Raw genomic sequence first — 12,871 nt, forward strand, 5'->3', positions numbered from 1 at the left:
ACACCGCGCCGAATGACCACATCAGTACGAGACTCCGACACCCTCACCCGCGACGCCCTGGCCGTGCTCCAGCCCGGCTTCACCGGAACCTCGGCGCCCGCATGGCTGCTGCGCCGGCTCGACGAAGGACTCTCGTCCGTCGGCCTGTTCGGGCGCAACATCGACTCGCCCGAACAGCTCGCCATCCTCACCGAACAGCTGCGCGAGGTGCGCCCCGAGGTGCTGGTCGCCATCGACGAGGAAGGCGGCGACGTCACCCGGCTGGAGGCGCGCAGCGGCTCCTCCTTCCCCGGCAACCTGGCCCTCGGCCACATCGACGACCCCGACCTGACCCGGGCCGTCGCCCATGAACTCGGCCGCAGACTCGCGGCAGCCGGCGTCAACCTCAACTGGGCGCCCTCCGCCGACGTCAACTCCAACCCGGACAACCCCGTCATCGGCGTCCGCTCCTTCGGCGGCGACCCGGAACTCGTCGCCCGGCACACCGTCGCCTACGTGGAAGGGCTCCAGGCCGCCGGCGTCGCCGCCTGCGTCAAGCACTTCCCCGGGCACGGCGACACCGCCGTGGACTCCCACCACACGATGCCGCGCATCGACGCCGACCTGGACACCCTCAGAGCCCGCGAACTCGTCCCCTTCCAGGCCGCCGTGCGCGCGGGCAGCAAGTGCGTGATGAGCGCCCACATCCTGCTGCCCGCACTGGACGCGGCCCGCCCCGGCACCCTCAGCCCCGCCGCGCTCGCCGGATTGCTGCGCGCCCCCGAGAGCGAGGGCGGCCTCGGCCACCAGGGGCTCATCGTCACCGACGGCATGGAGATGCAGGCCATCTCCGCCACCTGGGGCCTGGAGCGCGGCAGCGTGCTGGCCCTGGCCGCCGGGGCCGACGCGATCTGCGTGGGCGGCGGACTGGCCGGCGAGGACACCGTGCTCGGGCTGCGCGACGCGCTGGTGGCGGCCGTCCGCGCGGGCGAGCTGACCGAGGAGCGGCTGGCCGACGCGGCGGGGCGGGTCCGCGCGCTGGCCGCATGGACGCGGAGCGCGAGCCGACCCGGCGCAGGGGGCCGGGCCGGCTCCGCGCTCCGCTCCGACCCCGGCATCGGCCTGGCAGCGGCCCGCCGCGCCCTGGTGGTCACGCGGCCGGAGAAGCACAGCGGCCCCACGGGCCCGCTGTTCGTCGCCGCACTGACCCCGCTGGCCAACATCGCCGTCGGGGACGAGACCCCCTGGGGACCGGCGGCCGAGCTGGAACGGATGGTTCCGGGGACCCGTACGGCGACGTACGGGAGCACCGACGACGACGCGGGCGGCGCGATCCTGGCCGCCGCGGGGGAGCGGTCGGTGGTCGCCGTCGTCCGTGACCTGCACCGCCACCCCTGGATGGCGGCGGCGGTCGACAAGCTGGTGGCAGCCCGCGCCGACACGGTGGTCGTCGAGATGGGCGTCCCCCAGGCCCCGCCGCGCGGCGCGCTCCACATCGCGACGCACGGCGCCGCGCGGGTGTGCGGCCGGGCAGCGGCCGAGGTGATCGCCCAGGGGTGACCACGCCCCCGCGCCGGGAGTCCCGCGCTGGGGAGCGTTCGTACCCGGCCTCCACCGGACGGAGGCCGGGTGGGGCACGAGGAGCCCCGGCGGGACACCGGGAGCAGCCGGAAGGGGCCGGGGAGCCGGGAGGGGCCGGGGCAAATCGGGCTGTTCGTATCGCCGTAGGATCGAAGCACAAGCGCACACCACCGCACGACCCGCCTGGGAGGCACCTCGTATGTCCTCGAACGCTCCATCCACGCCGGGCGCCGTCATGTCCGGCGAGATGGCCGAGCAGCCCGCAGTGCTGCGCCGCATCCTGGACGAGGGCGCCCCCGCCATCCGCGAGGTGGCCCAGCGGATCGCCGCCAAGAACCCCCGCTTCGTCCTGCTGACCGCCCGCGGCACCTCCGACAACGCGGCGCTCTACGCGAAGTACCTGCTGGAGATCCAGCTGGGCAAGCCCTGCGGGCTCACCTCGATGTCCACCACCACGGCGTACGGGGCGCAGCCGGACCTGACCGACTGCCTGGTCATCACCATCAGCCAGTCCGGCGGCAGCCCCGACCTGGTGGCCTCCACCCAGTCGGCCCGGGACGCGGGCGCGATCACGCTGGCGGTCACCAACAACGCGGACTCCCCGCTGGCGAAGGTCAGCGAGTTCCACATCGACGTCCTGGCCGGCCCCGAGAAGGCACTGCCCGCCACCAAGACGTACACGGCCGAGCTGCTGGCGCTCTACCTCTTCGTCCAGGGCCTGCGCGGCGGCGAGGGCAGCGAGGGCATCGAGACGGCCAAGGCACTGCCCGGCCTCGCCGAGTCCGTACTGGAGCGCAGGGACGAGGTCAAGGCGCTGGCGGCCCGCTACCGCTTCGCCGAGCGCATGGTGCTCACCTCGCGCGGCTACGGCTACCCGACCGCCAAGGAAGCCGCGCTCAAGCTCATGGAGACCAGCTACATCCCGGCCCTGTCCTACTCGGGCGCCGACCTGCTGCACGGTCCGCTGGCCATGGTGGACAACATCTCGCCGGTCATCGCCGTGGTCACCGGGGGCAAGGGCGGCCAGGCCCTCCAGCCCGTGCTGGACCGGCTGCGCGACCGCGGCGCCGACCTCGTGGTGATCGGCGAGCAGGACGAGGTCGAGCGCGCCTCGGCCGGCTTCGCGCTGCCCACCGAGGGCCTGCCCGAGGAGCTTCAGCCGATCGTGGAGATCCTTCCGCTCCAGATGCTGGCCTACGAGGTCACCATCGCGCGCGGCCAGGACCCGGACGCGCCCCGCTCGCTCGCCAAGGTCACCGAGACCCGCTGAGGAGGCGCGCGACATGAAGCAGGAGACCACCGTCGAGGGCCTGGTGGAACAGCTCGTCGATGTCGGGGCGACCGCCGTCCGGCGCGGCTTCGTCCTCGCCAGCGGCGGCAACCTCTCCGCCCGGCTGCCGGGCTCGGACGAGTTCGTCGTCACCGGCAAGGGCACCTGGCTGGACCGGCTGACCCCCGAGGACTTCACCGTGATGAGCCTGTCCGGTCAGATCGTCGGCGGCAACCCGCAGCCCTCCAGCGAATGGAAGCTGCACCAGCGCACCTACCGGGTGCGCGAGGACACCAACGCGATCGTCCACATGCACCCCCAGCACGCCGTGCTGGTGGACGCGCTCGGTCACGAGATCCGGCTGCTGACCCTGGACCACGCGGTGTACGTGCGCTCCATAGGCCGGACCGGTTTCTACCCGAACGGGTCGGACGAGCTGGCCGACACGGCGGCCGAGCAGGCCAAGGAGCACAACTGCGTGCTCCTGGCACACCACGGCTGCTCGGCACTGGGCGAGGACGTGGGCATGGCCTTCCGCCGGGCGATGAACCTGGAGGAGGCCGCCACGGCCACCTACCGCGCCCTGCTGCTGGGCGACCGTACGACGCGCTTCCCCGTGACGGCCGACGAGGCGATCCAGCACGCATGAGGCACCTGACGGCACGCGGCGGCCCGGTACCGGAATCACCGGAGCGGGCCGCGCGATCCATAGACAGGACGCTGTGGTCTAGTCCACAATTCTCGGGAAACACGGCTTCTGCTCTCCCCGCACAGGAGGGCAGATCGAGGCCCGGCCGCTCTCTGCCCTGACAGCGGCGGGTCTTGTAGCTCCGGGCTGCGGTGCCGGGCGGGTTGAGGGTCCCGCCCCGGCGCCGCGGCCCGAAGTGCTTTCCGGGCCCGCACCCTCTCCGGCCCGCGCCCATTCCGGACCCACGCCCTCCCCGCCCGTGGTGGGGCCCCCGCGGCCGGCCGGTACCCTCGGCCGGGTGCCCTCCATGAACGACCTCGTACGCCAGCACACCGCGCTCTCGGACGCCGAGCTGGAATGGCTCCATCTGCTGGTGTCCGAGTGGCAGCTCCTGGCAGACCTCTCCTTCGCGGACCTCGTCCTGTGGGTGCCCACGCTGGATGGGACCCGCTACGTCTCCGTCGCGCAGATGCGCCCGAACACGGGGCCGACCTCGCACCAGGACGACATGGTCGGCCACCTCGTCCCGCGGGGCCGCCGCCCGCTGCTGGACGCCGCGCTGGACGAGGGCCGCATCGTGCGCGAGGGCGACCCGGAGTGGCGCGAGGAGGTCCCCGTCCGCGTCGAGTCGATCCCGGTGCGCCGCGAGGGCCGGGTGCTGGGCGTGATCGCGCGCAACACCAACCTGCTCACCGTGCGCACCCCCAGCCGGCTGGAGCTGACCTACCTGCAAAGCGCCTCCGACCTGGCGCAGATGATCGCGGGCGGCACCTTCCCCTTCCCCGGCCACCAGGTGGACATGGACCATGTGCCCCGGGTGGGCGACGGCCTCATCCGCCTCGACGCGGACGGCGTCGTGCAGTACGCCAGCCCCAACGCTCTGTCCGCCTACCACCGGCTCGGCCTGGCCACCGACCTGGTGGGCCTGCACCTGGGCCAGGCCACCGCAGAACTCGCGCCCTCCCGCGGCCCGGTGGACGAGGCGCTGGTCAAGCTCGCCAGCGGCTGGGCCCCGCGCGGCGCCGAGGTCGAGGGCACCGACTGCGTCGTCCAGTTGCGCGCCATCCCGCTCAAACCCAAGGGCACTCGCATCGGTTCGCTCATCCTGTTGCGCGACATCACCGAAGTGCGCCGCCGCGAGCGGGAACTGGTGACCAAGGACGCCACCATCCGGGAGATCCACCACCGGGTGAAGAACAACCTCCAGACGGTGGCGGCGCTGCTGCGCCTCCAAGCCCGCCGCATGGACTCGATGCGCGGCAAGGAGGCGCTGGAAGAGGCGGTGCGCAGGGTCGGCTCGATCGCGATCGTGCACGAGACCCTCTCCCAGAACCTGGACGAGCGCGTGGACTTCGACGAGATCGCCGACCGGGTCCTGGCCATGGTCGCCGAGATCTCGCCCGGCCGGATCACCGGCCGTCGCACCGGGCGCTTCGGCATTCTGGGCGCCGAGGTCGCCACCCCGCTGTCCATGGTGCTGACCGAGGTGCTGCAAAACGCCATAGAGCACGGCTTCGGCCCCGAGGAGCAGGGCGCCATCGAGGTGCACGCCGTACGGGGCGGAGGTGGCACGGGCGGTGCGGGCGGCCCGGGCAAGGAGGCGGCCCGGCTGCTGGTCACCGTCCAGGACAACGGCCGCGGCCTGCCCGAGGGGTTCGACCCCAAGAGCGGGGGCAACCTCGGGCTCCAGATCGTCCGCACGCTCGTGGAGGGCGAGTTGGGCGGCGGTTTCGACATGCTGCCCGCGTCCGGGGGCGGCACCCGGGTGCTGTTCGATCTGCCGCTCGCCGAGAAGCGCGAGACGCGCGAAAAGCGCTGAGCCCCGGTCCGTTGACGAACGGACCGGGGCTCAGCGCTTCACGCTCTGCGTGTGCGGGCGCTCTGCTTGCTTGTGAGGCGCTCCGAGGCACTGCGCGCTGCGGCTCGGGGGATGCAGCTAGGTGCGGGGCGGCGCTTCAGGCGGTCGCGGCGTTGTTCCGCGCCCGGTTGCGGGCGGCGCGGCGCTTCATCGCGCGGCGCTCGTCCTCGCTGAGGCCACCCCAGACACCGGAGTCCTGACCGGACTCCAGGGCCCACTGCAGGCACTGCTCCATGACGGGGCAGCGGCGGCAGACGGCCTTGGCTTCCTCGATCTGCAGCAGCGCAGGACCAGTGTTGCCGATGGGGAAGAACAGCTCGGGGTCTTCCTCGCGGCAAACGGCGTGGTGACGCCAGTCCATGGCTGCTACCTCTCCTCGTGTGTGGCATTGCTTGTGAATGTGAACGCTTTCACGAATCCCCTCGCGGGTGAAGGGGGGCCACACAACTGTGATGCGGGTCCCACAAAGATGAGAAGGAGGGGATTCGGACTCTCAAGGGGGCCCAGTGGCGGGCCGTCCCGATCGCCATGAAGAGACTCGCAAACCTCGGCGACGGATACAACCCCCTCCGGAAACTTTTTTTTGAATCCTTGGTGTCGCCTAGCTCACAGCCGTCATTCCAGTGGGTGGATCCTGGTCTAAACGTTCGAGTGGAAGGACTTTAGGCACTTCCACTTACACAATCACACGCAGTGCACGGCGAACGCCTGTGAAGTTCACGCTCGTACGCAGCCCCAGGTGGTCACCGTCCATCTGAAACGGCAGTGGGACCTGGGAATGCAAGGTGAAGTCCGTCAGGTCGTGCAGCGTCACCGCGTGCTTGCCGTGAGGCCCCTTTTCGGGGCTGGAAGTGAGCAGCTGAGTGCCGTAGCGGCTGACGGCGGCGGGGGTCAGCCGGGAGAGCCCCAGCACGTCGAGGCCGGTGTCGAAGGACGCCTCGGGGGCCGCGTACAGGGGCTTGTTGCCCAGGTACGACCACGGCGCGGTGTTGCACACCATCGAGAGCGCCAGCTCCTCGATCGGCTCCTCGCCCTGCCTGCGCAGAGTGATCGTCCCTTTGCTGCGGTGCGGTTCCGTCAGGAACTGCCGCATGACCTGGCGGACATAAAGGGAGTGTGTGGAGCGCTTTCCGCGTTCGCGCTGCTGCTCGACCCGGCCGATCACTCCGGCGTCGAATCCCAGTCCCGCCGTGAAAGTGAACCAGCGCGAGGGGATTTCGGCGTCGTCCGTTCCCGGAACGCCGCCGGCCAGTCCCAGCCCGACGGTTCTCTCACTGCCCGACTCCAGCGCGTCCAGCAGTGCGCCTGTGGCCTCCACCACGTGATTGGGCATGCCCAGGGCGCGGGCGAAGACATTTGTGGAGCCGCCCGGCACGACCGCCAGTCGCGGCAGCCGGTCGGGGTCGGGGCCCTCGTGCAGCAGCCCGTTGACGACCTCGTTGACGGTGCCGTCCCCGCCCAGCGCGATCACCAGCTCCGCGCTGCCGCTCTGCGCGGCCTGCCGGGCGAGGTCGCGGGCGTGGCCGCGGTACTCCGTGGTGGCGACCTCCAGCTTGAGGTCGCTGGCGAGCGCGTGGGCCAGCACGTCACGCGTCCGCGCGCTGGTGGTGGTGGCTGCCGGATTGACCACGAGGAGTGCGCGCATGAGGTGAAGCGTACCTACCGCGGGGTACGGCGGCCCAGCCCTCGCGGAGCGGGGGAGGGCTAGGCTTCCCTTGTGAGCGAGAGCAAGGCCGAGACCGAGACCGTGACCGAGGCGGAGACCGTGGCCGATACGGAGAGCCCGGGGGCGACCCGGCCGCGCCGGATCCTGGCAGCCGCCGTGCTGACGGGTCTGGAGGGGCTGGTGGTGGCCGGGTTCGGGGTCGTCTCGCTGGTGCTGCTGGTCACCGGGAAGCCGGACGACACGGTGCAGGCCGCCACGCTCTCCGTGACCGTTCTCGCCCTCTCCGCGCTGCCGTTGGCCGCCGCGCGCGGGCTGTGGCTGCTGCGGCGCTGGAGCCGGGGCCCTGCGATGATCGTCCAGCTCCTCGCCCTGCCGGTGGCCTGGCAGCTGGTGCGCTCCGGCGGTCTGCTGAGCGCCGCCGCGGTGGCGCTGGCCGTCGCTGCCGTGGCCGTGCTGGCCTGCCTGGTGAACCCGACGGCGACGAAGGCGCTGGGTATCGGCCCCAGAGGCTGAGCCCGACCGCACTGCCGCACCCGCGGGCCCGGTGCGCGATCCGTGGCCACACATGCTGCTGGGGAGGGCGACCGCCCTCCCCAGCAGCATGCGCACGGAAGATCACTCCTCGACGAGCAGCCGGTCCCGCAGCTGGGCCAGGGTCCTGGCGAGGAGTCTGGAGACGTGCATCTGGGAGATGCCGACCTCCTGCGCGATCTGGGACTGGGTCATGTTGCCGAAGAACCGCAGCAGCAGAATCTTCTTCTCGCGCGGCGGCAGCTCCTCCAGCAGCGGCTTGAGGGACTCGCGGTACTCCACACCCTCCAGCGCGTCGTCCTCCGCGCCGAGCGTGTCGGCGACGGCCGGCGACTCGTCGTCGGTGTCGGGCACGTCCAGCGAGAGCGTGCTGTACGCGTTGGCCGACTCCAGGCCCTCCAGGACCTCCTCCTCCGAGATCGACAGGCGCTGGGCCAGCTCGTGCACGGTCGGGGCGCGCCCGTGCTGCTGGGACAGCTCCGCCGTCGCGGAGGTGAGGGAGAGCCGCAGCTCCTGGAGCCGGCGGGGCACGCGCACCGCCCAGCCCTTGTCGCGGAAGTGCCGTTTGATCTCGCCGACGACGGTCGGTGTCGCATAGGTCGAGAACTCGACGCCGCGTTCGGGGTCGAACCGGTCGACGGACTTGATCAGACCGATCGTGGCGACCTGGGTCAGGTCGTCGAGCGGCTCGCCCCGGTTGCGGAAGCGGCGGGCCAGGTGTTCCACGAGCGGTAGGTGCATGCGCACCAGGTGGTTGCGCAACTCGGAGCGCTCGGGCCCCTCGGGCAGCTTGCGCAGTTCGATGAAGAGCGCCCGCGCGCCACTGCGGTCGTTCGGGTCCAGCCCGCGCGCATTGCCGTGGCCGGGCCGCTCGCGCTTCTCTTGCTGCTGGTCCATCGCGTCCGCCCGATCTGCCTGCTCCGGTCGCTGACTCGCGGGGTCGGCCGGGTGCGGCCGGGCCTGCTGCTCAGGAATGCCCAGGGGGGCCGCGCTGTGGCGGCCGGCCCACATCTCCCTTGCCTCGTGCTCGGTCACGACGCTCCGGGGCCCGCACCGCGCTTCTTGTGCAGGCTGATGCTGACAGTACGGTCGTCGGACACTGTTGAATCCACCTCACCGGCCAGGGCCGAGAGCACCGTCCACGCGAAGGTGTCGCGTTCCGGGGCACGGCCATCGGTCGTCGGCGCCGAGACGGTGACGCGCAGCGAGTCGCCGACGAGCTTGAAGACACAACTGAGCACGGAGCCGGGGACGGCCTGCTGGAGCAGGATCGCGCACGCCTCGTCCACGGCGATCCGCAGATCCTCGATCTCGTCGAGGGTGAAGTCCAAGCGGGCCGCGAGCCCGGCGGTGGCCGTCCGCAGCACCGACAGATAGGCACCCGCGGCCGGCAGCCGGACCTCGACGAAGTCCTGCGATGCGGGCTCGCCTGCGATCTGGGACACCCTCACCTCCAAGGTGACACGAGCCGTTGGGCCTTCGCGGGCCGAAGCGGCTGCTGGTTCGTTTTCGTCAGCGACGCTATCGCGATCCGTGCCACGATGCCGCACGCATGGATCTACGCCGCCCACACCGCGAGCGTCACCCATAGTAAACATATGGGTACTTTCTGTGGCTAGGGGTTGGGCCCCTCAAATCCTTGACGATTACGCTCTGTTGGCAATGTGGCAATGCCACTGGCAGCTTCCCCAGAGGGAGCCCGGGCTCCTTCGGCCACCGAGTGTGTCCGGCTGCGGGGGTCGGAACGGTCGGCGGAGGGGCCTGTCAATTCATTACCCGTCACCTGATGCGTTCATAACCCCGCGAGGCACACGCTCCGACAAGGGCCGAAACCCGCCCCTTGATGGAGGCCCGGAGCGGGGGAGAGCGGCGGCGGGGGTCTGTGAATCGACTACGGACGGTCAGGAAGGGGTGGGGGGCTGTGAGTTGATGAACACGGAAAGTGATGCATTTTGTCACCCTGCGTCACGGGCTGCGGGGTGCGCCTGCCCCGTGACGACCGCCGTCACCGTGCTGCCCGAGGGGAAGGCACCCTCCTCGGCGAGCCGGGTGAGCGCGAAGAGCAACTTGGCGACATAGATGTGATCCAGCGGCGGCAGCCCGTGCCGCCCGGCGAACTCCCGCGCGAAGACGGCCAGCTGCCGAGTGGTGCGCGCGTAGCCGCCGCCGTGGAACCGCTCCTCCACCGACCAGTCGCCGCGCGGCCCGCCGAAGGCGGCGGTCTGGAGCCGGCGCACCTCTCCCGGCAGGAACCCGCCCTTCAGCACTGCCACGCCGATACCCCGCTGACCTGCGGAAAGCCCGGCCGCCATGCCTGCCAGAGTGCCGCCGGTCCCGCAGGCGACGGCGGCGAAGTCCGTGTGCCCGCGCAACTCCTCACCCAGCGGCACGCACCCGCGTACGGCCGCCTCGTTGCTGCCGCCCTCCGGCACCACCGTGCACGGGCCGAACCGGTCGCGCAGCTCGCGGTGCCAGTCCGGGTCGGCCCGACGGCGGTAGTCGGCACGTGAGACGAAGTGCAGCAGCATGCCGTCGGCCGCGCACTGTGCCAGCGACGCGTTCAGCGGCCGGTCTGCCAACTCCTGGCCGCGCACCACCCCGACGGTGCGCAGCCCCAGCAGCCGGCCGGCCGCGGCCGTGGCCCGCAGATGGTTGGAGTAGGCGCCCCCGAACGTCAGCAGGCTGCGATGCTCCGAGGCGGCGACAGCTCGCAGGTTAGGGGCGAGTTTGCGCCACTTGTTGCCGGGAGGGTACAGGTCCACTGGTCCAAGCGCAGCCGTGTCCCACGGCCCCGGCAGCGTCGTGTGGATGAGGTCTTCCCGTTTCAGCAGCAGGCGTACGCCCCGGCGGGCGAACCGCTCGTCCTCGACCTCTTGGAGCGGAGAGGGAGGGCGGGGCCGGAGTGCGGTGGCGAGATCTACAGGGTGGTCCACATGTCCATTGTGGCCGTTGTCCTCGGGATGCTCCCGGGCTTGGATCCTGGGGATATGCGCAGATCACAGACGCCCAGCAGCAGAGAAGCCCCGTCTACGCGCAGGGGGCAGGCGTAGACGGGGCCGAGCGTGTGGGCGGAGGACCCTACGTAGGTAGTTCCAAGCCGTAGATGCCGAGACGAATCGCATCGTCAAGGAACTCCCACGAGTGCGGCCCCTCGTGTTGCCGGGAGAGGAAGCAGGCTGATCCCATCGGGTCAGGCTCGTGCGCGAGGCAATCGGGAGGTGCCCCGTGCTCGTCCAGGTCACCCACAGGGTGGTGCTGTCGTCATACAGATGCAGCGCCGATCGATGAATCTGGTGTTCGCGGCCCAGCTCACACCAGTGCGGCCCCTGGAGCTCGCCGGTTTCGACCCCGGGGAAGAGCGCGATGACGCGATCGCGGTCCGCCGCGCCCAGTACACACAGCACGGGACAGTCCATGAACAGGTTGGTCACTGTCGCCCCCCTTGCACAGCAGCGAAGGCCAGAGCGCCAGCCAGCACGGCCACTACCAGGATGTAGAGCATTTGAGACGGCCGGTCGTTCACGACGTGGCTCCTCTCTCCATAGATGACGGAGGCACCCCGAGGCAGCACGTGTCCTGAGACTGGGCGAGCGCAGCGTGCTTCGGCGGACACGTCCATTCACGGCCGCCGCCAAAGGGCTGTAAAAGCGGGTCGCCGCCGTCCCTGTCGACAACACGGTCGAGCGTGCCCGTACGGCGGTCAACCACGACAACACCGACCCGGTATCCGATACCGAGGTCTGATGGGCCACCCACGACGCCTCCCGGTGAACATCACTGAGCCCGCGAACACATGCACGGGATGGATGACCACCAGCACGCGTCATGGGCTCAATGCCCAGCGAATGAGCCGCAGTTCGGGCGCCGGTGGTAGCGGAACCACGATGTCGGCTGGGAGGATCCATCTGCAAGCTTTCAAAGTTGGAATCCCATTTTGAAGCCTTAATTTCTTAGGAGGGTCCTCAAGTTGAAGGGTCTGGCGTTTTCACTTTGAAAGGTGCTCCGGAGAGACACTGAGGCGGAGGAGGCACAGGCAGTGGCGGACGCGAGCGGATCGACGGTTCCCCGGCGCCGGCTAGGACGGCATCTGAAGGAACTGCGCGAAGCGGCAGGGTTAACCCAGAAGGCAGCGGGGCGTGCCATGGAGCTGTCTGAGACCACGGTCTGGCGGATCGAGACGGGTAAGGCGCCGCTCAAGCGCCACGACGTCGAGGCGATGTGCCGGACCTACAAGGCATCCGAGGAGACGACCAATGCGTTGGTCGGGCTTGCCAGTGAGTCGAAGTCCAAGGGGTGGTGGCACAGCTACGGCGACATCATCCCGGCAGGATTCGATGTATACATCGGGCTGGAGGAAGCCGCCTCGGAGCTGTTCACGTACGAGGCAGAGCTGATCCCCGGACTACTGCAAGTCGAGGACTACGCCGAGACCTTGATCCGGCTGCACAACCCCGACGCGACCGAAGCGGAGATCGCTCGACGCGTCACGCTGAGGGTCGAGCGTCAATCGTTGCTCAGCCGAGTGCCGACTCCTCCCAACTTGCACGTAGCTTTGGCCGAGGCTGTGCTTCACCGGCCCATAGGCGGACACGAGGTGATGACACGTCAACTCGCGCACCTGGTCTACGTATCCGAAATGCCGAACGTGTCGATCAGGGTTGTGCCGTATGCGGCAGGGGCGCACGCGGGTCTGTTGACCAAGGCGTTCATGCTCCTGCGGTTCCCGTCGAACGGGGACCGGGCGCCAGGGGAGCCCCCGACTGTCTACACGGATGGCTACACCGGCAGCCTGTACCTCGACAAGCCGCACGAGATCGCAAGCTACGAGCACGCGATCTCGGGCATCTGGCAGGCAGCACACAGCGATCAGGACTCACTGGCCCTGATCTCAGAAATGGCAGGGAGACATGAGCGAGCGTGAAACGGCTACGGTCTGGATCAAATCCAGCCGCAGCGACGGGCAAGGGAACTGCGTAGAGGTGGCTCTCCTCGGCGGTGGGGTAGCGGCGCGGGACACCAAGGACCGAGAGCGAGCGACTCTCAGCTTCTCTCCCCAGCAGTGGCAGGCTTTCATCAGAAGCACGGCACGCGGCCGGTTCGACCGTATGTGATGACCCGACCGCGCAGGCCCCGTCTCTTCGAGTCTGGAGACGGGGCCTCGCTGTTGTTACTCCTCAAGCGCACGCTTGTTCCTCAAGGCGAGCCTTCGGCACGCCGTTTGGCGCGGCTTACCGCGGCCCCGGCCAGGCATGCGGCCTTCGACCGGCTCTGTCGAGCGACGCAACTGCCCTGGCATTT

The 12,871-nt window shown here is 70.0% G+C and carries 12 protein-coding genes; 7 read left to right on the top strand and 5 right to left on the bottom strand.

Annotation, left to right across the window (positions count from 1 at the left end):
- Positions 1-12: 12 nt before the first annotated feature.
- The 4 genes from ABD339_RS07210 (at position 13) to ABD339_RS07225 (ending at position 5,337) form a co-directional block, all read left to right on the top strand.
- Positions 13-1,539, top strand: coding sequence for a glycoside hydrolase family 3 protein (locus tag ABD339_RS07210; protein WP_344563368.1), 1,527 nt, complete (start codon positions 13-15; stop codon positions 1,537-1,539).
- Between the two features lie 220 nt (positions 1,540-1,759).
- A complete protein-coding gene (locus tag ABD339_RS07215) occupies positions 1,760-2,830 on the top strand; it encodes an SIS domain-containing protein (protein WP_344563370.1) in 1,071 nt (356 codons plus the stop codon).
- Between the two features lie 13 nt (positions 2,831-2,843).
- Complete coding sequence (locus ABD339_RS07220; RefSeq protein WP_344563372.1) at positions 2,844-3,479, top strand: class II aldolase/adducin family protein; 636 nt, start codon at positions 2,844-2,846, stop codon at positions 3,477-3,479.
- 346 nt (positions 3,480-3,825) lie between these two features.
- On the top strand, positions 3,826-5,337 hold the full coding sequence (locus ABD339_RS07225) for a histidine kinase N-terminal domain-containing protein (protein ID WP_344563787.1): 1,512 nt from the start codon (positions 3,826-3,828) through the stop codon (positions 5,335-5,337).
- 136 nt (positions 5,338-5,473) lie between these two features.
- Here the strand turns inward: ABD339_RS07225 and ABD339_RS07230 are convergent, their stop codons facing one another.
- Both ABD339_RS07230 and ABD339_RS07235 read right to left on the bottom strand, forming a co-directional pair.
- Complete coding sequence (locus tag ABD339_RS07230; protein ID WP_016469673.1) at positions 5,474-5,737, bottom strand: WhiB family transcriptional regulator; 264 nt, start codon at positions 5,735-5,737, stop codon at positions 5,474-5,476.
- A gap of 315 nt (positions 5,738-6,052) precedes the next feature.
- Positions 6,053-7,021 carry a diacylglycerol/lipid kinase family protein gene (locus tag ABD339_RS07235; RefSeq protein WP_344563374.1) on the bottom strand — a complete coding sequence of 323 codons (969 nt, stop codon included), beginning with the start codon at positions 7,019-7,021 and terminating at the stop codon, positions 6,053-6,055.
- Between the two features lie 72 nt (positions 7,022-7,093).
- Between ABD339_RS07235 and ABD339_RS07240 the strand changes: the two genes are divergently transcribed.
- The gene (locus ABD339_RS07240; RefSeq protein ID WP_425575916.1) at positions 7,094-7,555 is read left to right on the top strand and encodes a hypothetical protein; all 462 of its coding nucleotides are present in this window, start codon (positions 7,094-7,096) and stop codon (positions 7,553-7,555) included.
- Between the two features lie 102 nt (positions 7,556-7,657).
- Here ABD339_RS07240 and ABD339_RS07245 read toward each other — a convergent pair whose 3' ends face one another.
- The 3 genes from ABD339_RS07245 to ABD339_RS07255 form a co-directional block, all read right to left on the bottom strand.
- Positions 7,658-8,584 (bottom strand): RNA polymerase sigma factor SigF, encoded by a 927-nt coding sequence (locus ABD339_RS07245; RefSeq protein ID WP_344563791.1) that lies wholly within the window; start codon positions 8,582-8,584, stop codon positions 7,658-7,660.
- A 20-nt stretch (positions 8,585-8,604) separates the two neighbouring features.
- Positions 8,605-9,018, bottom strand: a complete 414-nt coding sequence (locus tag ABD339_RS07250) for an ATP-binding protein (protein ID WP_274040747.1) — start codon at positions 9,016-9,018, stop codon at positions 8,605-8,607.
- A 510-nt stretch (positions 9,019-9,528) separates the two neighbouring features.
- Positions 9,529-10,506, bottom strand: a complete 978-nt coding sequence (locus tag ABD339_RS07255; protein WP_344563378.1) for a 1-aminocyclopropane-1-carboxylate deaminase/D-cysteine desulfhydrase — start codon at positions 10,504-10,506, stop codon at positions 9,529-9,531.
- A gap of 1,103 nt (positions 10,507-11,609) precedes the next feature.
- On the opposite strand from ABD339_RS07255, the gene ABD339_RS07260 reads away from it, so the two are divergent.
- Together ABD339_RS07260 and ABD339_RS07265 are read left to right on the top strand one after the other, a co-directional pair.
- Positions 11,610-12,494, top strand: coding sequence for a helix-turn-helix domain-containing protein (locus ABD339_RS07260; protein ID WP_344563380.1), 885 nt, complete (start codon positions 11,610-11,612; stop codon positions 12,492-12,494).
- Positions 12,481-12,684: a DUF397 domain-containing protein gene (locus ABD339_RS07265; protein WP_344563382.1), complete on the top strand. Its 204-nt coding sequence runs from the start codon at positions 12,481-12,483 to the stop codon at positions 12,682-12,684. The genes ABD339_RS07260 and ABD339_RS07265 overlap by 14 nt, the downstream gene beginning before the upstream one ends.
- Positions 12,685-12,871: the final 187 nt, after the last annotated feature.

It is taken from the genome of Streptomyces axinellae, assembly GCF_039532135.1.
Lineage (GTDB): Bacteria > Actinomycetota > Actinomycetes > Streptomycetales > Streptomycetaceae > Streptomyces > Streptomyces axinellae.